This window comes from Chryseobacterium sp. A321 (assembly GCF_054489265.1).
On sequence record NZ_JBTMWZ010000001.1, the window covers coordinates 1,156,187 to 1,179,325 of the forward strand.

The 23,139-nt window shown below is 38.8% G+C and carries 21 protein-coding genes; 14 read left to right on the top strand and 7 right to left on the bottom strand.

Translation table 11 applies throughout. The annotated features are described in order from the left end of the window. Window positions 1-9: 9 nt before the first annotated feature. A complete protein-coding gene (locus ACX3PZ_RS05525) occupies window positions 10-1,677 on the bottom strand; it encodes a tetratricopeptide repeat-containing sensor histidine kinase (protein ID WP_459112151.1) in 1,668 nt (555 codons plus the stop codon). A gap of 398 nt (window positions 1,678-2,075) precedes the next feature. Then, window positions 2,076-3,242, bottom strand: coding sequence for a DUF4236 domain-containing protein (locus ACX3PZ_RS05530; RefSeq protein ID WP_459112152.1), 1,167 nt, complete (start codon window positions 3,240-3,242; stop codon window positions 2,076-2,078). A gap of 663 nt (window positions 3,243-3,905) precedes the next feature. Between ACX3PZ_RS05530 and ACX3PZ_RS05535 the strand changes: the two genes are divergently transcribed. Beyond that, a complete protein-coding gene (locus ACX3PZ_RS05535) occupies window positions 3,906-4,433 on the top strand; it encodes an SRPBCC family protein (protein ID WP_459112153.1) in 528 nt (175 codons plus the stop codon). Window positions 4,434-4,637: 204 nt separating this feature from the next. Here ACX3PZ_RS05535 and ACX3PZ_RS05540 read toward each other — a convergent pair whose 3' ends face one another. The 4 genes from ACX3PZ_RS05540 to ACX3PZ_RS05555 form a co-directional block, all read right to left on the bottom strand. After that, the gene (locus ACX3PZ_RS05540) at window positions 4,638-5,033 is read right to left on the bottom strand and encodes an OsmC family protein (RefSeq protein WP_459112154.1); all 396 of its coding nucleotides are present in this window, start codon (window positions 5,031-5,033) and stop codon (window positions 4,638-4,640) included. Window positions 5,034-5,044: 11 nt separating this feature from the next. Next, entirely contained in the window at window positions 5,045-5,992 is a 948-nt protein-coding gene (locus ACX3PZ_RS05545; RefSeq protein ID WP_459112155.1) for an aldo/keto reductase, read from the bottom strand. Window positions 5,993-6,293: 301 nt separating this feature from the next. Continuing rightward, window positions 6,294-6,941: an NAD(P)-dependent oxidoreductase gene (locus ACX3PZ_RS05550; protein ID WP_459112156.1), complete on the bottom strand. Its 648-nt coding sequence runs from the start codon at window positions 6,939-6,941 to the stop codon at window positions 6,294-6,296. Window positions 6,942-6,995: 54 nt separating this feature from the next. Further along, entirely contained in the window at window positions 6,996-7,406 is a 411-nt protein-coding gene (locus ACX3PZ_RS05555) for an Rrf2 family transcriptional regulator (protein ID WP_459112157.1), read from the bottom strand. A 398-nt stretch (window positions 7,407-7,804) separates the two neighbouring features. On the opposite strand from ACX3PZ_RS05555, the gene ACX3PZ_RS05560 reads away from it, so the two are divergent. Then, window positions 7,805-8,380, top strand: a complete 576-nt coding sequence (locus tag ACX3PZ_RS05560) for a DNA-processing protein DprA (protein ID WP_459112158.1) — start codon at window positions 7,805-7,807, stop codon at window positions 8,378-8,380. A 546-nt stretch (window positions 8,381-8,926) separates the two neighbouring features. Here ACX3PZ_RS05560 and ACX3PZ_RS05565 read toward each other — a convergent pair. Beyond that, on the bottom strand, window positions 8,927-10,033 hold the full coding sequence (locus tag ACX3PZ_RS05565; RefSeq protein ID WP_459083530.1) for a Fic family protein: 1,107 nt from the start codon (window positions 10,031-10,033) through the stop codon (window positions 8,927-8,929). Between the two features lie 525 nt (window positions 10,034-10,558). On the opposite strand from ACX3PZ_RS05565, the gene rfbB reads away from it, so the two are divergent. From rfbB to ACX3PZ_RS05625, 12 genes are all read left to right on the top strand, one after another. Next, window positions 10,559-11,614, top strand: coding sequence for a dTDP-glucose 4,6-dehydratase (gene rfbB / locus ACX3PZ_RS05570; protein ID WP_459112159.1), 1,056 nt, complete (start codon window positions 10,559-10,561; stop codon window positions 11,612-11,614). A gap of 216 nt (window positions 11,615-11,830) precedes the next feature. Continuing rightward, window positions 11,831-12,691, top strand: a complete 861-nt coding sequence (gene rfbA, locus ACX3PZ_RS05575) for a glucose-1-phosphate thymidylyltransferase RfbA (RefSeq protein ID WP_459112160.1) — start codon at window positions 11,831-11,833, stop codon at window positions 12,689-12,691. 365 nt (window positions 12,692-13,056) lie between these two features. Beyond that, window positions 13,057-14,586 (top strand): relaxase/mobilization nuclease domain-containing protein, encoded by a 1,530-nt coding sequence (locus ACX3PZ_RS05580; RefSeq protein WP_459112161.1) that lies wholly within the window; start codon window positions 13,057-13,059, stop codon window positions 14,584-14,586. Continuing rightward, complete coding sequence (locus ACX3PZ_RS05585; protein ID WP_459112162.1) at window positions 14,583-15,257, top strand: ParA family protein; 675 nt, start codon at window positions 14,583-14,585, stop codon at window positions 15,255-15,257. The genes ACX3PZ_RS05580 and ACX3PZ_RS05585 overlap by 4 nt, the downstream gene beginning before the upstream one ends. Before the next feature lie 59 nt (window positions 15,258-15,316). Further along, complete coding sequence (locus ACX3PZ_RS05590) at window positions 15,317-16,207, top strand: hypothetical protein (protein WP_459112163.1); 891 nt, start codon at window positions 15,317-15,319, stop codon at window positions 16,205-16,207. A 185-nt stretch (window positions 16,208-16,392) separates the two neighbouring features. After that, window positions 16,393-16,683 carry a DUF4134 domain-containing protein gene (locus ACX3PZ_RS05595; protein ID WP_459084011.1) on the top strand — a complete coding sequence of 97 codons (291 nt, stop codon included), beginning with the start codon at window positions 16,393-16,395 and terminating at the stop codon, window positions 16,681-16,683. Next, window positions 16,683-16,964, top strand: coding sequence for a DUF4133 domain-containing protein (locus ACX3PZ_RS05600; RefSeq protein ID WP_459112164.1), 282 nt, complete (start codon window positions 16,683-16,685; stop codon window positions 16,962-16,964). The genes ACX3PZ_RS05595 and ACX3PZ_RS05600 overlap by 1 nt, the downstream gene beginning before the upstream one ends. A 103-nt stretch (window positions 16,965-17,067) precedes the next feature. Then, entirely contained in the window at window positions 17,068-20,019 is a 2,952-nt protein-coding gene (locus tag ACX3PZ_RS05605; RefSeq protein ID WP_459112165.1) for a TraG family conjugative transposon ATPase, read from the top strand. A 42-nt stretch (window positions 20,020-20,061) separates the two neighbouring features. After that, window positions 20,062-20,811 carry a hypothetical protein gene (locus ACX3PZ_RS05610; protein ID WP_459112166.1) on the top strand — a complete coding sequence of 250 codons (750 nt, stop codon included), beginning with the start codon at window positions 20,062-20,064 and terminating at the stop codon, window positions 20,809-20,811. Next, window positions 20,811-21,518 (top strand): hypothetical protein, encoded by a 708-nt coding sequence (locus ACX3PZ_RS05615; RefSeq protein WP_459112167.1) that lies wholly within the window; start codon window positions 20,811-20,813, stop codon window positions 21,516-21,518. Before ACX3PZ_RS05610 ends, ACX3PZ_RS05615 begins: the two co-directional genes overlap by 1 nt. After that, on the top strand, window positions 21,515-22,186 hold the full coding sequence (locus ACX3PZ_RS05620; RefSeq protein ID WP_459112168.1) for a hypothetical protein: 672 nt from the start codon (window positions 21,515-21,517) through the stop codon (window positions 22,184-22,186). The genes ACX3PZ_RS05615 and ACX3PZ_RS05620 overlap by 4 nt, the downstream gene beginning before the upstream one ends. A gap of 88 nt (window positions 22,187-22,274) precedes the next feature. Then, complete coding sequence (locus tag ACX3PZ_RS05625) at window positions 22,275-23,138, top strand: hypothetical protein (protein WP_459112169.1); 864 nt, start codon at window positions 22,275-22,277, stop codon at window positions 23,136-23,138. Window position 23,139 lies beyond the last annotated feature (1 nt).

Below are 23,139 nucleotides of genomic sequence, written 5' to 3' on the forward strand. Positions count from 1 at the left end.
GGTTTTTATTTAGATGGCAGAAAATGAAAAATCTATTTTTAATCCCTTCTCTGTTTCTTCGTCAAAATTAATTACTCCTTCTAGATTAACAATACGGGATTCCACATTTCGGATTCCATTTTTAAAAATAGTTTCTTCTTTTAGTCCAATTCCTGTATCGCTGTAGGTAACGGTAATCCTGTCTTCAATTCTTTCAAATTTTAGCGTGACACGATCGGCATGACTGTGTTTTTTCATGTTAACAAGCAGTTCTCTCAAAATCAGATAGACTTCCCCTCTTTTGAATGGACTGACTCCTTCCCAAATAGAAGCATCATTTCCCGCAATAATAGTTTGTACGTTGTGGGTGTTAAAATATCCTATCAGTTTTCTTATTTTTTCGCTGAAAAACTCATTTGATTCAGGGTGCTCAAAATCTTCATAGGATATATTCCGGGATCTGTCGTAGAGGTACTCCAAATCATCGAGAGTTTCATTTCGGCTAATGTCTAGTCCGTTTTCTAATTTGGTAATCACTTGATATATTCCGTTGGATACCACGTCATGAACCTTTTTGGAGTATTTTAATTCTGTTTTTTTTACTTCCAAATCTTTTTCTTGTTGCAATCTTTTGCGCCTTTTCTTAAAATATACGATGCCAATTATAATTGTACTTACTAGTCCTACTACTAAAATCGCTAGATAAATTAGTTTGTTTTGAGATTCTAGTTTTTCTACTTTCAGAATACTGTTTTCGGCTTTGCTTTTTTCTACTCCGTACCTTATCAAAGCAAACTGGTTTTTAGCTGTGCTTCTTTCCAGTAGAATTTGATCACTTAGAGCATTGTAAGTCTGAAAATTTTCCAGATAATTATTCTTATCCAAAATAATTATTCTCTTTAGGGCATCTAGAACATCCGGGGTGCTTCCAGCCTCGATCGCCGCCTTTTTCATTTGTTTTGCAAATTGTAGCGAGAGTACGGGGTCTTTATTAACGTAGTAATCAGAAAGATTGATATAGCTTGAATTTAAATCGATAGGTGAACTGTTTTTTAATCTAATCTCTAATGCTTCAAGGTAATAGGGAGTAGGATTAAAACTCTTATCACTAGAATACTTGGCGTAAGCCCAATTGTTTAAAGCTCTTGCATAATGGATGCTGTCTTTCACTTTAAGCGCGATCTGCAACTTGAGAACAGCATTTTTATAATCCCCTTTTGTTATTAATACATCTCCAATGTTATTATAATAGACATACTTGTTTTCAGGATCGCGCACATTTTCTAAGGCCAATTGATAAAAGTTCTCTGCGTTTTTGTAGTTTGTAAGTTTAGCAGAGGCGATCGCCAGATTGTTGTAATTGGATGCTAAAAAGCTTTTAGACACTTCGTCGTTTTTCTTTATAAGTAACGTGTCCGCTTCTAACGAAGTTTCAATACTGCCATAATAATCTCCGTTATCACATTGTATAATTGCCATGTTGATTATAGCTTGAGCCGCTTTTGTACTGTCTTTATCTAGTAAATATTCATCCTTTGCAAGGCTGTAATAATAGAAAGCGGAATCTGAAATCTTGTCACCGCGAAATAAATTGGCTTTGTCGTGATTCTTACTATTGACGGCGTTTATACTTACTGGATCGTCCTGTTTACATGAACAGATGGTGAAGATCATTATTGTCAATAAAAATTTGATCATACTTAGTTTTTCATGCAAAATAATGAAAAAAGGCAGATTCGAAAAATCTACCTGTTACTAATTTAATTATTGTAAAAGGGAAAGGGTGGAGTGTAGCCCGTGTTACCCCCAATGAATCCATAAGGCATTTAAGGATTCTCAGCTACTTCATTATCCTCTGTTTCGTATTGAGAAGTCATATTTGTAGTTTGTATTCCTGCACTCGTTAAGGTTCTGTTTTTAACGAGTTTTCAATTAAGCAAGTAATAGGGGGTAAGATTCTCTATAACGTGTACATCACAGGTGCACCTCATAAGGTTCCGAAAATGTGCATCAAAGAGTATGAAATCATTAAATTCAGTTGTAGCTATTTTTCGAACGAATGTCATGAAAATATGAACCGTCTTATGGAAGTTTCTTTAGGCAAGTGCAAACGAATTCTCCTGTTTCAGTTGTGATTTTTGTTGTATGCTTTTGATTGTATTTTGATATTCGTGAAAAGCATCTGCAAACTGCTTTGAATATTCGTAGTGACTGAATTGATATTCTTCGTTTAGTCCAGTATCCGTTTTTAAATTGATTATGCCATATTGATCAACAGGGATTTGAGAGTTTCTTTTAAAACGTTTATCGGGACTTCCGTTCTCGCTTATTTTTGCCCACGTTTTGTCAATTATTTTAGCGTCTGCAGGAATTGAATCTGCTTCAATGAATCTTACAGCCTTGTGAGTAAATTGTATTTCGGTAAGCGCGATCAATGCAAATTCCCTTTGAGAAGAATACATCGCAATGAAATGGGGATAAAAGTAGAAGTCCGAACCGTTTGCATTTTTAAGTAACAAAGGCTCAAAATTAGATTTTATATCTTGGGGTTTTTCAATCCCGAAACTAACTTCTGTCCTTTTTACCACTGCTGAAGCTCCGAAGCGAGTTTCTTTTGTATTCTGAAATTGAGAACCTTTTATGTCCCATATTTTTTCAGAAGTGGAGAGATCTTTAAAGGTAGAAACTAAACGGTCATATATTGCTTTTAACTCAGGGTCGAACTCGATGTCAAGTGCCACATGGCACTTTTCAATTTGTTGGACCAATTGTTTTATCGCGTCTTTTTTTGCATTAATATCGGCCTTGATTTTTCGTGCAATGGATTTTTTGAAAAGTCCAATAAGGGTTAGGTAGGTCAGTCTTAATTTGTAGATAGATCCTGTGAGCGACGCTCTAACTTTTTGCAAGTCTTTTTTTAATTCTATTCTTTGCTCGTGCGCGGCAATAATTGCTTCCTTAATGCCTTGCATGTCCTGACTGGTAATATCTTGTATTTCTGTACTGAAAATAGTGTCTCCAAACTCAGTGGACAGGATGGGTTTAGGATTGAAATCGTTGGAGGATGAATTTCCACTCCTATTAGCAAATCTTCGCCGTTGATATAGACTTGTACCCGGTATGCTTGTGTTTATATCGGTTCCTTTTTTACCAAAAGTCCTATTGGCTCCCCTTATGCCAATAGAAGTGCTAATTCCACTTGTGCTAAAGTTCAAATTAACTCCGGGAATAATTTTGATTCTTTTACGATAATTCCAAGCCATGTATTAGTTTTATTTTTACTTATTCTTTTAATCAAGGTCGGCCGAGGTTTGCAGTATACACTATTTATTGCGTGAGCAACTTGAGGTTCCTATGTACCTCGTTCTTCGACAGAAATTTTAATTTTTTTTATCGCTCTTTAGCACGTTCTGCACCAGTATCAAACGATTCCGATCCGTGGTCTAAAGTGCGATGGTCATTGCAGTCAATTTTCATCAATCTTAGTTGAGTCTAGTGGTCCTTTTTAGATGATGTATAGCTCATTAGGAAAGATTCATGCTTAAAGAAGTAAAAGTAAAACGGTTTGCCTTAAATTCCTTACGGTTTACCTCAATCGAAGAAAAATCGGTGAAGTTATAATTGTTGGGGAAATGTGTTTTGAAAATGAGAATGATCAAGTACGAACTAAAATTAAAGAGTGTTTAGAAAATTAGTAATCTCCATGTGATGGAGTGTTTGGTTGATTTCATTTATCTCACCTTCAACAAGTGGCGAGAAACTATCAACTTTCAGATTGATTATTTTAGGGGTCCATGGCGTAATTTTTGCTCGTAAATTTTTAGTAATCAAGGGTATTGCAGATTTAATCATTGGAGTGAACGTATTATCAAAGTCGAAATTCGATCCGGATTGCCTAAGTTTTTAAATTTTAAATTCGTGTAAATATGAAACCACATAGAACAACCTTCACGCTAGATAAAGAATTTAAATCCGTCGTGATAAAAAGAGTATTTAATGCTTCTCTTGAAAGCCTTTGGAATGCCTTTACAGAGCCTGAACAATTAAATAAATGGTGGGCACCATTGCCTTACCAAGTCGATACGAAATCAAGCGATTTAAGTGTGGGTGGAAGATGGATTTATGCCATGGTTAGCCCTGAGGGGGATAAGCATTGGGGAACTGTCGAGTATCTTACCCTAGATAAGCCAAATCATCTTGTTTGGATAGATTGGTTTAGCGATGAAAATGGCAATCGAATCACAGAGATGCATGATTCGCATTGGGATTTAAGGTTTGAAAACAATGTTCATGATCAGGATTATGTAGAAGGGGAGCTTCGAACCGACCTAACGATCTCTATTACCCATAAAAGGTATGAGGACTTAGAGAAATTATTGGAAATGGGATTTAAAGAAGGGATTACTCAAACTTTAGATCAATTAGATGATCTTTTGACCAGAGGCAGCTTTTAAATGATTTGAATCCAAACCAATCACAATTCCTTTTGGTCTTTCTCTCGCACACTCAATTTTCTGATTTATATAAAAGCCCTATAGCTTGTTAAGATTGCTCAAAGCAGCTATAGGGCATTTGGTTTTTGATCCACGATAAAATGAATTTCCAATCTTTATTGTCTGTCGTGTGGGATGAACTTTGAATTCAAGGCTAATTTCACTTTATGTCAATTGCGTTTCTATTTCAATGGATCCAGTAAGTATCTTATGAATAGGGCAGGCTTCTGCTACACGAAGCAAACGAGTTCGCTGATCCTCTTCTAAATTTCCGAGAAGCTCAATGTTTCGTTTAATCACGGTTTTCTTTTCTGCCGTATTTTCTTCTAGCTCAATCTCGAGTTTTACTTCTTGTAGATCCCACTGTTTTCTTTCTGCATACATGGTTACCGTTGCACTGGTGCAAGCAGCTAATGCAGAAATTAATAGTTCTTTTGGAGAAAACCCAAGATCTTTGCCTCCTTTGTCGATCGGTTCGTCCGCTACAATGGAATTACCAGTAGGGGTTTTGATTTCAACTTTGTACGGCTGGTTTTTTATGGAAGATTCTATTTTTGCCATTTCATTGGGTTTTATTTACTTACCGAATTTAGCAAATCTAAATCACTTTGATCTAGTTTTAAACTCGTACTTGATAGAAGCTCGTTCAATTGATCTACTGATGTGGCGCTGGCAATGGGTCCGCCAATGTTAGGCTGCGCGGATAGCCAAGCTAAGGAAACGCTTGCCGCTGCGGTATTGTGCTTCGCAGCAATTTGATCTAAAGCGTCTAGGATTGCAAATCCTTGCTTAGTCAAATATTTTGCAGCCCCTTGTCCGCGAGAACTTTTCCCTAGGTCCGCTTCGGATCTATATTTCCCGGTAAGGAATCCTGACGCGAGGGCGTAGTAAGGATAAACGACCAGATTATGCTCTTTAACGATAGGCGCATAAGAAGTTTCATAACCCGTTCTTTCTACTAGATTGTAAAGGGGTTGGAGGACTTGGTATTTCGCAAGATTGTGCTTGTCTGAGAATTCTAAAGATTCCTGTAGTCTCTCCGGGGAAATATTGGAAGCGGCAATGTGTTTAACTTTGCCTGATTTGACCAGTTCATCAAAAGCTCTTATGGTTTCTTCTACGGGTGTTTTTTCGTCGTCGTTATGCAGGTAGTATAGGTCTATGTAGTCGGTTTGTAGTCTTTCTAATGATTTTTCAACTCCTTCTAAAATTTGCTTTCTACTAGAATCCGCATCGTGAAGTCCGTTTGGGGCTCCCACCTTGGTCGCAAGGACAATTTGATCGCGGTTACCGCGGGATTTCATCCATTTCCCAAGAATGGTTTCGGATTCGCCTCCTTCACCTCCATTGTGCCAATAGGAGTAGATATCGGCCGTATCAATAAAGTTGTAGCCCGCTGCGACATAAGCATCTAAAATCTCAAATGATTTTTCTTCGTCTACGGTCCATCCGAACACATTTCCTCCTAGGTTGAAAGGGACTACTTCTAAATTGGTTTGTCCTAATTTTATTTTTTGCATTTTTTATTTTTGTTAAATCGTTTCGTGTCTATATTATATTATGGTCCCATCCTACTATCTGCCAAGTAGAGTGGAACTGTTTGCCAGTTTCTAGTTTGAAATCCAAGCCCTTCTCGCTGGAACTATCCAATTGGAGATTCAAATAGGGGGGTGTGCTGTGGCTCTGAATATTGCTACGCAAAGTCCACAGCCCTCTTCTATTTCCTATTCAACGGCTAAGCGAAGTGAATTTTCACGTAGAGTAGGGTTCAACCATTAAAGTGATTGATGATGAATGAGGCTGGATTAGCTTAAGGTGTAATTAATATGCAGCTGTAAAACGCTCTTGATGGTGTTTTGGGGTTTCCACTTCGTCTACTAATACGACAGCCAAATCCTCTGGAGATAATTTTGAAGTTTTATTTTCATCAAAGACAGGATTGTCTTTTCCTAAGCGATACTTTCCGGTTCTTCCCTCGGTAATTCCAGGATGCATTTCGATGGCAGGACTAAAGTAAACCCAGTCGATGTCTTTTTCTTCTTTGAGAGACGTTAGGTAATCCCGCGCTGCAAGGGCACCAGGTTTAATTTCTTGTGGAAAATCCTCTGAATCTACGAGTTGGTCTGTTTCATTGACATACAAACTTCCGGCTCCTCCAATGATGATAAGTCTTTTGACGCCTGCTTTCTTCGCTGCCGACTGAATGGATTTAGAACCTTCTAGGAAATCATTGTAAAGATTTGGGTTGGTCCATCCGGCATTAAAGGCGCTGATGACAACGTCTTGCCCTTCTAAAGTTTGCGCTAAGGAATCTGTATCGTTTACATTTAGAGATACCTTTCGAGCGTTTTCAGTGGATATTTTATCAATGTTTCTAGCAATTGCAGTAACTTCCAGTCCTCTGTCTGCTGCTTCTTGTACTAATTTGGATCCTACGAATCCGCTTGCGCCAATAATGGTTACTTTCATAATAGGTATTTTAATATTGTAACATTTTGTGTTACAATTGGGTTTAAATTTTTTTTAATGAAATTGTTCTACAAAATCAGTTAAAGTTTTTGTTTTTAAATAATTTGAGACGATTGAGTCTGTGTCTTTAAATAGAGTTTCTAATTCTAAATTGATTTCTTTTCCCACAAGGCACTTAGTTGAATCACAATTGTTTTTCTTTCCAAGTACATTTGAGTTCTTTACGCCGTTATAGATGTCTCCTATCGAAATTTCAGTAGTGGCAACCGCTAGCTGCGAACCACCGTCTTTTCCTTTCTTTGAATGAACCCATCCAAATTGTTTTAAGATAGACAGTTCTTTTCTTACGATTACAGGGTTGACGCATATGCTCTCTGCTATCCATTCCGAGGTTAGCCACTCGTCAGGAAATTTGGCGAGTAGGGTCAGAATATGGATATGTGTTGCAAAGCGTGTGTTGTTCATTAGAGTACAAAGATATAAAGAATTTTATAATGTAACACATGTTGTTACATTATAAAATCTATTATAATAATAGTTGTTTTCATGATAAAGTTTTATTGTGGGCCTTCAAAACTTTAAAAAATATGTAGTTCTACGATTTGCTTGAATGCATGTGCGTATGCAGCACAAGAATATTAAGCAGATTGTTCATTTTGCGCTTTGTATTTGTTTTCGTATTTGGTCGGTTTTGTTGTTTTTCAATTTGTACGTGCATAGTAAATACACTATATTTATATTGTCTATTTAAAATCTTGAATACTAATGAAGATCAGTGCTTTTAATGATTACTACCATAAACTGACTCCCATTGAGAAAAAAACAGTCCCAAAGAATTATTTTATCAAGGGGATTTTTCTTTATTGGATAACGGTCGGAGGGTAGCGGTCATAGGTTCCAGGAAAGTATCTGAATTGGGGGTAAGGAGAACTAGGAAGATTGCACGGCTATTGGTGGAAAATGAGATGACAGTGGTCAGTGGTTTGGCCGAAGGAGTTGACTCAATTGCTCATAGAACAGCGATTGAATTTCGTGGAAGAACAATTGGTGTGATTGGGACACCACTGGATAAGTATTTCCCTGCTGAGAATAAAGATCTTCAGCAAGATATTGCGAAAAATCATCTCCTGATTTCTCAATTCCCTGAAGATTATCCCGTAACGCCTAAGAATTTCCCTATCAGAAACCGAACGATGGCACTGATAAGCGATGCGACCATTATCATTGAAGCAAGTGAGAAAAGCGGAACCAAACATCAGGGTTGGGAAGCGTTAAGATTGGGTAGGCAGTTGTTTATAATGGAAAATGTCATTAGCAGTAAAATATCGTGGGCAGAAGAAATGCTAAACTTTGGCGCACAGGTACTGACGAATGATAACTTTGAAATTTTGATTGGAGATATTCCTTACTTAACTACAAAGAAAGAGTATGCCTTTTGAGTTTCTTACTTTTCTAGCCTATTCTCCAAGAGGTTTTCTACAACATCTTTTACTGGTTTCTGGTGCTCCAGTATTGATTAGGTTTTCATTCCTTTTTAAAGGTCCAGAGTCGAAGCCACATAAACCTGTTCTTATCCAAATGAAGCTCGGGTTAGAAGTCCACCTCCATTATACTAGCTCGTTGTCGAAAGCATGCTTGCTTAATTTGATTTTACTTTTTACACGATCTTCTTGTCTGTAAATTGGTCTTTTAATTCTAAGTTTCAGTTTTTCGTTTCTAAATTTCTAACCTTTGTGGATTGGATATTTAAGTTCGATGTTTTGACCAAAAACATAATTGTATCTTTCTGTTTTCTGAAGATCTATGAATGGGTTTTTGAGTAAGTTTCTTTATTTCATGTTTAAATTCCTTAAGTTTTATTTTTGTTGTTTTTACAACATGTCTTTTTAATGTGTTATAATTTTCGAATTTTTGTAACATGTTTCAAAAACATGTTAGTTATTTCAAGTTTTTGCAACATAGAATAATTGCAATATTTCTAATTATTATCGCATATCTTCGGTCAATTTATGTAATTGAGTTGCCTTGTTCAAAAACTTATAAAGTTCAACATTGATATAAAAATTTTCTTTTCCGATTTTTTGCTTAACAACAATATTTAATTCCATTAATTGTTCTAAATACCGAGATGCAGTTTGACGTGTTACACCAAGATCTTCCACTAGAAAATCGATTTTAGTATAAGGATGTTTGAATAGATTATTAATTAAATCTTGAGAATATATCTTAGGTAATTCTGTTCTTACTTTTTCCTTACAAAGCTGCAAAATTCCTTTAATACCTCTGATAATAAAAATGGTTTGAATTGATGTTTTTTCAATTGCATCCAAAATAAATAATATCCAATCTTCCCACTCATTGGTTTCTCGAGTTTGTTGTAACAATCGATAGTAATCTCTTTTATTTTGGTTGATATATCTACTCAGATATAAAATAGGTAACTTCAATAAATCTTCTTTCACCAAATAAAGAATATTAATAATACGACCTGTTCTGCCATTTCCATCATAAAATGGGTGTATGCTTTCAAACTGATGATGGATAATCGCCATTTTCACTAAAGGATCTAAATCTGACAAGGCTTCATTGTTAATAAAGTTTTCTAAATTAATCATGTGCTGCTCTATCTTAGCAAAACTTTGGGGGGGTATATAAATGATTTCTCCTGTTTGATGATTTTTCAATGAAGTACCTGGCAATTTTCTAAATCCTGTTCTGGTCTGTTCCAGTACGGCATGAATATCAATGATATTATTCGATGTCAACAAATTCTTTTCCTTTACAAGTTGAAAGCCATACTTTAAAGAAGATGCATAATTATACACTTCTTTGGCAGCAGCGCTTGTAAATTGTTGAGACAAAGAATCACTACTGAAAAGTTCATCATGTGTTGTGATAATATTTTCTATAGCAGAACTATCTTTCGCCTCCTGCAATGAAAGTGTATTTAAAATAATTTGCTCATTGGGAATTGTTTCTGACACTCCATTTAATTCTGCCAATGCTTTATTAGCAGAAACTAATTTTTTCAAAATAATTTTAGTTTCTACCTCTGTCGCCAAAGGCAAATTGGGGATTATATAATTACTCATTTTCATGCGTTTGATAAAGGATCTAATTTTTTTGAATGCAAACAGGTGCATAACGAAGTTGCGATTCTATAACGTGATGAACTAATTTTAGAACAGCAATTCTAATCTGTTTTAAAATTGGTTCTGAATATTTTAAAAATAGTAATTTTTTTTGAATTAAATATTACTCTAATTAAAACTTAAATTAATATTGGGTTTTATCTAGGAAATGTTTTTTAATTTATACAATATCGTAAGGTATTTCTACTTTGACTACCTGTTTTTTATAAAGTGCTACAATCAGATCGGCCCTTATACTTGTGTTATGTATAATATAAAAACGAAATTAGAACCATGTGATTCTTTGTTAAGGGACAGTAAAACTACAGAGTTTTTTGCAACAATGAATTCATAATTCAGACCGCAAGCCAAAGCTTTTGCGGAAGCTATTCCTGACTACTTTCCCACTTGAAAAACTTATCTTTGCTTAGAACTCTAAATCACTAATTTGGGTTGGTGATTTTTTTAATTCAAAAATAATAAAGAATGAAGTCGATTGTTATTACTGGCGGTGCAGGATTTATAGGTTCACATGTGGTTCGTGAGTTTGTCACTCGTTTACCGGATACTAAAATCATTAATCTAGATGCTCTGACCTACGCTGGAAACTTAGATAATTTAACCGATATAGAATCTCGTGAAAACTATTTTTTCGAAAAAGCAGACATTACGGAGCCAGAGCAAATCCAAAAAGTTTTTGCAAAGTATAAGCCCGATGCAATCATTCACTTAGCTGCAGAGTCCCATGTAGATCGAAGCATAACGGATCCCAATGCCTTTATTAATACAAACGTAGTGGGCACAGCCAATCTTTTAAATGCATGTCGTGAATTATGGACTCTTAATGCGGAGCATTCTCATGGAAACTTCCCCAGTGAACCGCGCACAAATCTGTTCTATCATGTGTCTACAGACGAAGTCTATGGAGCGCTAGGAGAAACTGGACTTTTCACAGAAAAAACATCCTATGATCCCAAATCACCGTACTCTGCAAGCAAAGCCGCATCTGATCATCTCGTCAGAGCCTATGGAAATACTTACGGGCTACCTTTTATAATTTCAAATTGTTCGAATAATTACGGTCCGAACCATTTTCCTGAAAAGCTAATCCCTCTTTTTATTTCAAACATAATTGAAGAAAAACCTCTGCCTGTGTATGGTGATGGAAAATACACCAGAGACTGGCTGTATGTAATAGACCATGCTCGAGCCATCTTTCAAGTGTTTCATAAGGCCAAGACAGGAGAAACTTACAACATTGGAGGTTTCAACGAATGGCAAAATATTGACCTTATTAAAGAACTTATCTCTCAGATGGATCAAAAACTGGGAAGACCCGAAGGGTATTCAACGAAGTTAATAAGTTACGTACAAGATAGACCTGGGCACGACAAACGCTATGCAATTGATGCCACTAAACTAAATGAAGATTTGGGATGGTACCCTTCCGTGACATTTGAAGAAGGGCTTTCAAAAACCATTGATTGGTATCTGGCAAATCCTGAGTGGATAGAGAATCTTAAATCACGAGGACAAATCTAAATCTCCATTGAAAAATTTAATCAAATGACTTGCCTCATAGAAATCAGATTTTTAGTCAATTTTTTACATATGTTAGGCGTTCAGTTTTGATGCAAATTTTCACAAAGTAAAATCTAGCACAGAAAAAGATGCTATTCTTGTTGTCGTATAAAAAGCTAAATTTGTAATAAATAAAATTCATAGAAGAATTTTATTTCAACCCTAACCAAGCCATTGATGAAAGGAATTATACTTGCCGGCGGATCCGGAACTAGACTCTATCCACTTACGATTGCGGTAAGTAAGCAGTTAATGCCTGTATATGACAAACCGATGATTTATTATCCTTTGTCAGTCTTACTCCTTGCTGGGATTCGCGAGATTCTCATTATCACGACGCCGGATGATCAGCAGGCTTTCAAAAAGTTGCTTGGCGATGGAAGTCAAATTGGTTGTCGTTTTGAGTACGTAGTACAGCCTTCGCCGGATGGACTTGCTCAGGCCTTTGTACTAGGGGAAGAGTTTATCGGAAATGATTCCGTAGCCCTTGTCCTTGGGGACAATATTTTCTATGGGTCAGGTCTAGAAGCTCTTTTAGAAAGTAAAACAAATATCCAGGGAGGCTGTGTTTTTGCATATCAAGTTCGAGATCCGCAACGTTATGGTGTCGTTGAATTTGATGAAAATGGAAAAGCGATTAGTATTGAAGAAAAACCCTCCCATCCAAAATCAACCTTTGCGGTACCCGGAATTTATTTCTATGATAATTCTGTCGTACAGTATGCGAAAGATTTAAAGCCTTCGAAACGAGGAGAGCTAGAAATCACCGACATCAATAAGATTTACCTTGAAAAAGGAAATCTTGAGGTAGGAGTGATGAGTCGAGGAACCGCATGGCTTGACACAGGTACCTTTGATTCTCTACACGAAGCTTCAGAATTCGTAAAGGTACTAGAAAAGAGGCAAGGCTTTAAAGTTTGCTGTATCGAAGAGATTGCCTTTCGTAAAGGCTTTATCAATGAGAAGCAGCTTTTAGAAGCTGCTGAAAAATACGGTAAAAGTGGATATGGCGATTACCTTAAGTCTCTGCTAGTATAGGTTTATAGGGGATTTATAAAGAAGAATAATTTATTAATTGAAAGTAATGCGAGATTCGACAAAATCTCGCATTTTTTTATAGTTTTTTTTACCTTTGTTTTCCATTCTTGCCCTATGGTCCTTTATTTTCGTAATCGACTCGCACTTTTCCCTTTCGTTTTCTGTTTTTATTTCGTCCATTTAAGTTCAGCATAGTTTGAATTTACAAAACAATTCGTCCTATATAGTTCAAATGAGTCCTTTATAGTTCGAATTTCTAGCATAAGTACCCAGAACTCATCCGAACTCTCGAAGTTTGATATAGAAGTTTTAGAGATCGTAAATGAAACCATCTCAACTTCTGATCATTAAACTAAAAGGGAGAAATGAGAGTCTTTTTATTAGGTTCAAAGAGTACAGATTTTGCGGTGGTTCGATACCATCGGGACAAACTGGATTATGAGACAGGAGAACTGATGGCCATTCAGAATTTTCCAGAGTCAATCATGGAATCAAAAGAGCCAGCCGAGATTAGAACCTACTTACAAAAGGTAAGTCAAAAAAGTCGCTCAAAGCAGCCCCAGTTTCATGCGGTAGTCACCTCTTTTCAGCAAACCAATTCTAAAAAAGAACTTTCAAAAGCAGCGCAGGCACTCATGAGATTGCATGGGTATGAAAAGCAGCCTTATGTTATAATCTTTCATCGAGACACAGAGCATAATCATGTTCATATCGTCTCCACTCGAATCTCCGTTGAAACAGGTTGCAAGTTAAGAGACTATTATGAAATGGTCGCTCTGAATAACGCTCTAGTAAGGGCTTTGAAGGATGCCCATGGACTTGATTTGCAAGCACAGGCGGAAGCTCTACTGAATTATCGATACTCAACGCGGCAAGATTTAAAGACGCTGCTCGCTTCAAACTACTTTCAACTGTACTATAGCAAAAGAAACGACGATTTTAAAATTGTGTACGGCCTTGGTACTCTTCTTCGCCGAAAGGTTGACGAGATTTCCTTTTCCCAGGAACTACCACTTTCTCGCCTGCAAGCAGTACAAGAGCTCTTTGAAAGCGAGAAATCCAATGCGAGCAATTTCGTATTTGGTGCGATCGAGTTTCGAAAACCTTTTGCCAATAGTAGGAAAGAAGTGCCCAAGAGACCCACTAAGGATTCAAAGGTTCTCTACCTTTCTGAACTTGGGTATCGAATGAAAAGCCTTTATCAGCTGGATTTAATTCTGAAAATGAATCCCGAAACCGGGAGCCTTGAGGGCACATTAATCGATCCAAAGACTTCAAGCGTCTTTGGTCCAGAACATACCGTAGCACTTGTCAATTTTTTCAAATGGACGGATACCTACCTAGAGGCTACAAAGTTTTTTAGTTTCAATGCGTACAATATTGAAGGAGCACTTCAAAAGAAGCTCGTATTGTCGCTAAATTCTGAATCGAATTTAAAAGAGTACATGCTTTTTAAGAAGTTAGAGATGCCTCGCCCTTCCTTACGCGAGACCGCGAGAAAAGAGGTTCTTGAGTACATCCACAATCCCCTTCAATCGGGAGTCCGAATCCTAAAGTTTCCTAGTGATAACAAGCATTACGCATTCCACGAAAGACTGCATCATGTGGAGGCTTTAGAGAGTCTAGTAGAGCCCAAGTTTGTTAATAAATACCTTGAAATGGAGCGCAAGTTTGGAGCGCAAAAGGAAAGTTCTGATTTGATAGTGAAAAAGATAGAGCCGACAAATACAGCTCTGGATGACCATGAACTTGAACCTGATTTTGAATCGGATGACAGGCAAGAACTTGAGGAGAAAGGCCTTGTGAATATTCTGCAAGATATGTTAGTCCCAACGCTGGTTGGGAATACGGATAAAGAAGAGCAAAAGAGAAAACGTAAAAAAAGATCACTATGATACTAAGTGTAGGAAATACAAAAGGAGGCGTTGGAAAAAGTACGCTTGCTATGAGTTTGTGCAACTATCTTTCAAAGAATAAGCGTGAAGTGCAGCTTCTCGATTTAGGGCAAAACTCTGCCGTGATGGGACTCTATCAGGAAGAACTCTCAGACCGAAAACTGCTTCCCTATACGGTCCAGTCGGGAAAAGGGAAGTCGTTAGCGCTTGAAACGGAGTTTCTTCTCAGATTAAAAAACAGTTCCACCATTATGGTTGTGGATTTACCTTCTTCCCTTGAGGAAAAACATCAGAAGGTTCTGAAATTGAGTGATATTCATTTGATTCCCTTTGAATATTCTCTTCTTACAATCAAATCAACCATGCAGTACTTAAACTATTTGAAGCTCATCGGTGGCAATACCAAAAACCTTCTTGTTCGCTGGAAATTGGATTCAAGACGAAACTATAAAAATCAAATGGCTAGCGATCTAATGCTTAGTGAAGCGAGTTCTTTCTTAATGCAGCCGGTCTATGATTTTTCCTCTCTCACGGATATTTCCGTAACGGGCATGAGCAAAGAGCAGCGAAAGCCAGTCTACCGTGTATTTGACGAGCTGCTTGTGTACATCGATGAAATTCAAATGCTTCGAAAAAAGTATGCTGTAGAAGAAGTTTCAATAGTGACGTAGCAAGTCTTTGAATGCCTTTGTTAATCTAACTGTAACCACAAAAAATAACCCATGCCTCTATGTTTACAATCGTGCTGCTCATACTAATGATCTATTTCTTCTATTTCGGCTTCAATATTTATTACGATTTAGTCCATCGTCCGAAACTAGATAGGGATCCCAATTATTTCGTTCAATACGAAATCGATAAACCTGAAAAAAGCCAAAGGGAAGAAGTTCTTCAAAAGGATTTCGCTGGTATACTCAAGCCAAACTCGCCTAGACTTTCGAAGTCTCCCACGGCCCCTCTTTCTAATCCGAGAACTTCTTCCCATTCTTTCACGGGGGAAACGATTACTCCCCCAGTGAGGAATCTGACCCCTTCTAAATTTAGCCGTTTTTCACGGTGGCGTGAGGAAGCAAAGAGGAAAAAAATAGAGCAGGCAGAAGCGAGGATACAAGAAGAGAACAATAGATTTCAGGTCAATGAACCAGCAGCTCTGCTTGACCAACGGACGCGCAAGGAACGATTAGATGCGGTTTCAAGCCGAGTCTTTGAAAATATTAATCGTAAAAGGCAGGGAGCAAAGAAAAAGCAAAGTAGACCAAGTGAAAGCGCCGAATCTCCAAAGCCTTCACAAGTTCATGAAATACCTGAAAATGCAAAGATCCAACCTATAACTGAGGTTCGTTCAAAAGTTGCTAAGAAGGTAAGCCCAAAGGAAAGCAGGAATGCACCCTCCACTCAACCGATATTCGTATCAGAAGCCGATACCTCAATGCGCGAGGATCCTGGTGTAGATTCTCAACTACCTGTCGGAAAAAGTGAAAAGGTGGAAGAGCAAGATACCAAAGCCAGATGGAGACATCTTATGAATTTAGCGGAAACGAGTATTGTCGTGGAGAGGGTGGATGGTATCAAAGTTTATAAATCTACACTGTTCGATTCGGATACGGAAAATGAATCGTGATTAGGACTTCTTCCGCTAAGAATTCAAGCGAATCTCAAGTGTTCTTTTCATACTTGAGAGGCACTCTGTAGCACAAGAATTTTTTAGAAAATCAAAGGACTCAATTTTAACAAAAACGAATATTAATCAAAATTTTTAATCTTATGAAAACAATTTCAATTTCGAACTCGACGTTCATCAAATTAATGGCCTGCGCCATTCTGCTAAGCACAACAGACTTTTTGCTAGCGCAAAGCGGCCCGGGAGCTGCCGCACTAACCTCTGCGAATTCTACCATCCGGTTGTATTGGGATCCTATCAAACTGATCATCCAGGCGATTGGAGCATTGGTCGGTTTAATTGGAGGCATTCGCATCTATAACAAATGGACCAATGGCGATCAGGATATCAATAAAGAAATTCTGGGATGGAGTGGTGCTTGTCTGTTTTTAGTGATCGTTCCTTCTTTTGTCGGATCCTTTTTTGGAATGGTCTAATGGAGTTCGAGATTTTCAGGGGCGTAAAAAAGCCCCTGCTTCTGCTGGGCTTAAAAGACCATTATATTTATTGGGCTTTTGGCCTTGCGGCCACAGGCGCAGGCTTTGCCATCGTTCTTTCTAGCCTAATCGGCCTTATGGGACTATTCCTGGGTCTAGGTTTTTCTGCAGCGGGAATCTTGTTCACTTTTAGAAGGCAGACGAAAATAGGTCTGCATCGCAAAACGAGAAACGAGAATTTTCTTTATGTGCGCGCTTCAAGAATCAATGCTCGTTTCTAGCGATGCTCTCTGGGAATAAAGAAGACAATGCTTCTTTATCAATTCAATTCTTTGGAAAGAGTCTCCGGAATCGAAACAACCTCTCACTTTTTAAATTTCAACCATGACACTCAAAAAAACGATTTTTCAGTCGCCCTATTTAGGGTTTGATTTGGGACTTAAGAACGGATGGGATTATGATGTCCTCATAGACTCCTACGGAATGCCTGTGATCGGTCTCTCGATTCAGAATCTGTCGCCCCAGCATAGTTGCGATCCCGATCTGTATCTGGAGCAGCATCGCGTCTTAAGTCAAATCGTGAGTATTCTTGGAGAAGGCTTTACGCTTCAAAAATTAGATCTTTTTTCAAAAGAAACCTACGTTTCGGAGATAGAACCGCAGCAGCCCTTTTTGAAACAGAAATTTAAAGAGCATTTTGAAGGAAGGATTTTTAGTGGACTAGAAACTCTACTTCTTGTAAGTCCGTATCTCGAGGATTCTAAAAAGAAAAACTTGTTTAAGGTGGCAAATGCAAATTACAAGTTGCTGCGCGAAAAAGCGGAGAGGATCTTTCTGCTTTTAGAATCCAGTCGTTTTGAACCGAAGTTTCTAAAGCAAAAAGAATTTGAGACGAAAATAAACCAAGTGCTCTCCATGAATTTTACAAAGGTGCCAGGTTGGGATACTCTTCTAAGTACCTCTGAGCATCTTCGAATAGGGGAGAGCTACATCAAAGTATTTTCTCTTGTGGATGTGGAAAAAGTAGAGCTCCCGAGCCTCGTGAAACCCTATGGTGAGATGTCCCTAGGCAGCACGATGGGAAGCGGACTCAAGGGAGCTGTAGATAAGCTTTCTTTTTTGCATCATGTAAAGGAATCTCAGTCCCTGGTATACCATCAAATGATTCGGATTCCACCGCAAGAACAAACGCTGAGGTCTCTAGAGAAGAAAAGGAAAAAGCATGAAGGCGTTGCTTCCAGCGCCCCTTCAAACGCGCTGGTCGCACAAGAAATCGAGGAGTTTATCAAAAGCTTAGCGTTTGAATCTGAACTTCTGGTAGAAGCGCACTTTTCTATTGCGGTGCGCTGTGAAGACCCAGAAAAGCTATCGAAAGTGCAGTCTCAGATCGAGCAGCACCTTTTCAACCAAGGGATTTTAATTTCAAAAAATTCGTACAATCAACTGGAATTGTTTCGCTGCGCATTGCCGGGCAATGCGGCGGAATTAAAATCGTACGATTTGTTTTTGACGAGCCGAAGTGCCGCTCTTTGCTTCTTTTTTAATGAGCGCTATCTACAAAGCGAAGATTCTGATTTCTTCCTTGAGTTTACCGATCGGCAAGGAGTGCCGATTAAACTAGACCCATCGGATCTTCCGATGCAAAATGGAAGAATATCCAATCGGAATAAGTTTGTTTTAGGTCCTTCGGGATCCGGAAAATCCTTTCTGATGAACAGCCTAGTTGAGCAGTACTTAAATTACAATTACGATGTGGTGATTGTCGATACTGGAGATTCTTACAAAGGCCTGAGCCTTTACAAGAAGGGAAGATACATTCAGTATACGGAGGCGGATCCGATTACCATGAATCCTTTTTTGATTTCAAAGGAAGAATTAACACTCGAGAAAATCGAGTTTTTGACAAGCTTGGTTTTTCTGGTTTGGAAGGGGAGTGAAAGCACAATGTCCAGCGCTCAAAAATCCATCCTTGATAAACTAGTTCTGTCTTACTATGAACATTACTTTAATTCGGGTATTGAGAGATTTGAATCGCTTACCCCAATGGAACTCGCAGAGTATTTAAAAGACTTTGGAATCGAGGTGGAAACCTTTGCTTTTGACAAAGAGAGTGCGGAAACAAAAGTAGAGTCTAAAAAGTCTTTACAATCAAGGCTTGAAATCCCCTACAGTCAACTGAATGATCCCGCCTCAGAGTATGGCGTAAAACCTCTAAAGCTCGAATCGCGGGACAAGCAAACGAGCCTAAGAGTTCAAAATACTTTAGGAGCCCTTGGGAAAGGAATTGGAAGCAGTAGATTTTCTTCTTCTTCTTCTTCTTCTTCTTTCAAACTGGAACCGATCCGTCCGTTGCTGCTTGAAAAAGTAACTGAATTGCACAAAGAGCTTCGCGTAAGTGAGCTTAGTTTTAATTCTTTCTATGAATTTGCCTCGGTCTTTTTACCGCTTTTCCTAAGGGGAAAGAGGTATGAGATTTCCGAGAGGGAATTCAGCCTAAGTACTTTCTTTCTGGTCTTGAAAGATTTCTATCGTGGGGGAAGGTATGCTCGAACCCTAAACGAAAAAGCAGACCGTGGTCTTTTGACAGAACCTTTTCTCGTGTTTGAAATTGATTCCATTAAGGACAATCCGAAGCTTTTTCCCATCGTCACGCTGATTATCATGGATACGTTTTTACAGAAAATGCGTCTCCGTAAAAACCGAAGAAAAGCCCTCATTATTGAGGAAGCATGGAAAGCCATTGCCTCAGAACTAATGGGAAGCTATATTTTGTATTTGTACAAAACAGTTCGGAAATTTTATGGTGAGGCCATTGTGGTCACGCAAGAATTGGACGATGTGATTTCAAGTCCCATTGTGAAGGATTCGATTTTGAACAACTCGGATACAATCATTCTCTTGGACCAAACAAAATTCCGGGATAATTTTTCAAAAATCGCGTCGCTACTGGCCTTAAATCCGGTGGAGCAGAATAAGATTTTCACTTTGAATCAACTTGACAACAAAGAGAATCGAAGCCGCTTCAAAGAATTCTATATAAAACGAGGCGCGAGTGGAGAAGTGTATGGGAATGAAGTTTCACTTGCTCAGTACATGACCTTTACGACCGAAAAGCCAGAGAAAACCGCTTTTGAAGTGTACCTAAGTTTCTATTCTGATTTTGAATGGGCACTCGAGAATTTCTTATCGGATCTGAAGAATTCAGGCCTATCATTAAGTCAGATGGTTAAGCAAGTGAATGAGCGGGATAGGCCTTTAAGTCAAAGCATCGACTTAAAGCCTAAGAGAGCATTGAATTTCAATTCTTTTACGGACTCCCAAAAAGACCTTAACTAATTCGGTCCTTTTAAAAAGTGCAAACCTGTTAAAGACCTACAAATGAAACCCGCTTATAAGATGAAAGCTGTTTATTCCAATGCAAATCTTGATTCGCTAGGGAAGCCTTGGCTAGCGTGGCTATTTCAAAGATTATTTTCTGCAGTGCTGATCTTAAGTCTATGTTTAGAGCCCGCGAGGCTAAAAGCGCAAGCGACTTACATAGATCCTACCACGACGGCGGCTCTTTTTGTGTACTCGGATGCACTCGAATCTGCACAAAACAAGCTCTTGCAAGAGAAAAGAAATCTTCGCTCTGCTCAAATGGTCGTGGCTGGACAGCTCGCTGTAGTAGGAGAAATTCAAAATACGATTTTATTGGGACTCTCCGAAGTCTCAGGAACGCTACAAAATGGGATTCAGGTGAAAACCCTTTTGGAAGAACTGTCTCAGTGCGCGGCGCAGGCCCGCAGTATCGAGCAATTTGTACAAAGCAGTCCCCAGTACGCTGTGTTTGGAGTGAAAGCTTCTAGCCAAACCTACGCATCGATCTTAGAGATGTCAAGCGATCTTACGGAGCTTCTACGTTCTGGGAATTTAAACCTTGCAAGCGCAGGAGATCGCTATCGACTGCTCTACAGTGTAAGTGAGAAAGTTCGATCGCTTAAACTCTGGCTCATGTCCATTTCCATCCATATGGAAAGAGCCAAACGCGTTGGTTTTCTAAGATCCTTAGAACCCTTTGCAGGGTATATACGAGCGGACAAAGCGATTGTGTCGTCCGTATTAACGAGGTATAAATCCGAGTTCTGATGGGAAATCGGATGGTTTTAAAAGTAGGCTCGTATGGACTCGTCCTTTTTCTTTTGCGCGGAATCCTTAGCTCCAGCGGAGGCAAACCTTCTGAGCCATGGCAAAGGGAGAATGTTTCTTTTCCCATGCTCAATCAGCAGGTTCGATCGCAGCTGGAAGAGCACGAAAGGCAGTCGAGCCTTTTAGAAACGCAAAACCAAAGTGTAGTTCTTGAGCACTCCAATTCACAGCAGTGGAAGGAGTACGAGAAGACAAGCAGCCTTGTTTTAAAAAGGCTCTCCACAGCGGAAAATTGGATGCAAAGCGGCGTTTATGCGATGGCCATCCTAGAAAGAGGAAAACGAATCGAGAGCCTAGAAGAAAATCTCCTTTTGGAATTAAAGCAGGCACCCTATTTAATTCCCGAGGCGTTGAAAGAGAAAGTTCAGTGGACAAAGGATTTTGAGTCTCTACTTCGGTATTTACTGGGGCTTAGTTTGACTCTAGGTGAAATCAATCAAATGGAGCGTGCCGATCGAAAAATCCTTTTTGATTTTGCGCTTGAGGAACTTTCTGAGTTGGAATCAAAGAGTCGTTATCTCCTTTTCACCCTTAGGGAATCAAGGCAGAAAGTAGAAACCCAAAAATCCCAGTTCCGCTATTATTTGCAGCGTGACAAGAGTCTTGTCCAGTCTATTTTAAATCAATTAAAATCTTTGAAATCATGAATCCAAAAACTCTTCCTTTTTTTCTTATTCTAGCCTTAGCTCGCTTAAAAGCGCAAGGGGTCCCCGTCGTGGTCAACGACAAACTGCTTGAGCAAATTTCAAAGAACCAAGTCGTAAGACTGGGTAGCAGTGAGGCCCTTCGCGCGAGTGTGGAAACACAACGAAAAGCCTATGGACAAATTTCCTCGACGATGACGCAGATTATTTCTATTCAGGAATATCTCTACCAACAACTCTATGAGGTGAACTCCCTGATACTCTCTGGGAAGCAGCTTGAATACTTTTATTGGTATTTGGAGCAAATTTCGTCGAAAAGCGCAGAGCTTTTGGTTCTGTCTTCGAAAGCACCTGAGCATGCCGTTTTGCTCTCCGGATACTACACTTCTATTTTGAAGCAAAGCTACCTGCTACAGGAAGAATTGCTCGCAAGTGTTCTTTCGAAAGACCTGGATGTTTTGTTAAATTCATACGATCGGCAACTTTTGCTTGAAAAGCTACTTTCCCGCGCGAGAAGCATTCACGGGTATCTGCTTTACCTGATTTTACGACTTAAATCTGCGCATCCCAAGTCGGCTTTAAGTCAGATTCCGGCACTGGCAGACTACATTAATCTAGACAAGCAGATTGTAAAGAATTTACTCTCAAGATATCGAAGTGAATTTAACTAAAGAAGATCTCTTTAGAGATTTGATTTCCAAATTCGCTTGACTACGCTCTATTTCAACAATTTAATTCCCTCCCCTGATGAATTTCCAAATGACAGTACAGAATCGAAAGTACGTTTCAAAGAAACTTTTGCCCGTCTTATTTCTCGTGTTTTCTTTCCTCTTTGCAGGAAAGCTAGAGGCGCAGAAAAGACTAAACGATCCTTCCATTGTGAATCAACAGAAGCGAATGGTCTATGAAAGCTGGGGGAATTTCAGTCCTTATCCAAAGTACCTTTTGGGAGTGCAAACGAACTTTGCGTATGCAACCGTTTGGGGACTGTGGGCTCCCGCTCGAAACAGATCCTATAAAGAAGGACCTGATTTAAGACCCCTTCGGCTTGGGGGCCCGGAGTCTGAGAGACTCTTGTCTCTCAAAGTACAGGAGAAGGAAACAGAGCTTGTAGCAACAAGCGTAGATTCTCTACACAAACAAAGTTTGCTTGATCTTTCTTACCATACGAGTGTTATTCAATCGAGTGAGCCGCTTTGGCAACTGTATTATAAGGAAAAGTTGGAACCTATTTTAGCTTATCCTCAGGTGCCTACGCATTTCACAGACTGGAATTTAAAGTCCGAAAAGAGCTTTCTAACTCTAGCTAAAAATGGGGGACTAAGTCCTCTAACAGAAGAGCTAGAGCTAATCAAAAGTAAATACAGACTAGCGAGTAGATCGGTCCTTCCAAGAGGGAAACGAATTCTTCTCTATCACGCCTGTTTAATGGATTTAAGAGCGTTTGAAAGGAAGTTGCAGCATGAGGTCTTATTAAGTGAAGTCCATGAGCGTTCCTCCTTTTATCTATCTGAAAGCAGAAGCTTTTCCCCTGCAAACTCTTCTGGTCAATTGGAAGGGTTCTCAAAGAGCGATAAGCAGATTGTAAGGGAACTATTAACCCAATGGAAACAAACCAGTTGAA

Bases quoted from the DNA above. Each gene is read 5' to 3' on its own strand.
- ACX3PZ_RS05610 (WP_459112166.1), top strand. From the start codon at position 20,062: ATGAAACCCGCTTATAAGATGAAAGCTGTTTATTCCAATGCAAATCTT.
- rfbB (WP_459112159.1), top strand. From the start codon at position 10,559: ATGAAGTCGATTGTTATTACTGGCGGTGCAGGATTTATAGGTTCACAT.
- ACX3PZ_RS05585 (WP_459112162.1), top strand. From the start codon at position 14,583: ATGATACTAAGTGTAGGAAATACAAAAGGAGGCGTTGGAAAAAGTACG.
- ACX3PZ_RS05625 (WP_459112169.1), top strand. From the start codon at position 22,275: ATGACAGTACAGAATCGAAAGTACGTTTCAAAGAAACTTTTGCCCGTC.
- ACX3PZ_RS05605 (WP_459112165.1), top strand. From the start codon at position 17,068: ATGACACTCAAAAAAACGATTTTTCAGTCGCCCTATTTAGGGTTTGAT.
- ACX3PZ_RS05590 (WP_459112163.1), top strand. From the start codon at position 15,317: ATGTTTACAATCGTGCTGCTCATACTAATGATCTATTTCTTCTATTTC.
- ACX3PZ_RS05600 (WP_459112164.1), top strand. From the start codon at position 16,683: ATGGAGTTCGAGATTTTCAGGGGCGTAAAAAAGCCCCTGCTTCTGCTG.
- ACX3PZ_RS05555 (WP_459112157.1), bottom strand. From the start codon at position 7,406: ATGAACAACACACGCTTTGCAACACATATCCATATTCTGACCCTACTC.
- rfbA (WP_459112160.1), top strand. From the start codon at position 11,831: ATGAAAGGAATTATACTTGCCGGCGGATCCGGAACTAGACTCTATCCA.
- ACX3PZ_RS05540 (WP_459112154.1), bottom strand. From the start codon at position 5,033: ATGGCAAAAATAGAATCTTCCATAAAAAACCAGCCGTACAAAGTTGAA.
- ACX3PZ_RS05550 (WP_459112156.1), bottom strand. From the start codon at position 6,941: ATGAAAGTAACCATTATTGGCGCAAGCGGATTCGTAGGATCCAAATTA.
- ACX3PZ_RS05530 (WP_459112152.1), bottom strand. From the start codon at position 3,242: ATGGCTTGGAATTATCGTAAAAGAATCAAAATTATTCCCGGAGTTAAT.
- ACX3PZ_RS05535 (WP_459112153.1), top strand. From the start codon at position 3,906: ATGAAACCACATAGAACAACCTTCACGCTAGATAAAGAATTTAAATCC.
- ACX3PZ_RS05545 (WP_459112155.1), bottom strand. From the start codon at position 5,992: ATGCAAAAAATAAAATTAGGACAAACCAATTTAGAAGTAGTCCCTTTC.
- ACX3PZ_RS05580 (WP_459112161.1), top strand. From the start codon at position 13,057: ATGAGAGTCTTTTTATTAGGTTCAAAGAGTACAGATTTTGCGGTGGTT.
- ACX3PZ_RS05525 (WP_459112151.1), bottom strand. From the start codon at position 1,677: ATGATCAAATTTTTATTGACAATAATGATCTTCACCATCTGTTCATGT.
- ACX3PZ_RS05615 (WP_459112167.1), top strand. From the start codon at position 20,811: ATGGGAAATCGGATGGTTTTAAAAGTAGGCTCGTATGGACTCGTCCTT.
- ACX3PZ_RS05565 (WP_459083530.1), bottom strand. From the start codon at position 10,033: ATGAGTAATTATATAATCCCCAATTTGCCTTTGGCGACAGAGGTAGAA.
- ACX3PZ_RS05595 (WP_459084011.1), top strand. From the start codon at position 16,393: ATGGCCTGCGCCATTCTGCTAAGCACAACAGACTTTTTGCTAGCGCAA.
- ACX3PZ_RS05620 (WP_459112168.1), top strand. From the start codon at position 21,515: ATGAATCCAAAAACTCTTCCTTTTTTTCTTATTCTAGCCTTAGCTCGC.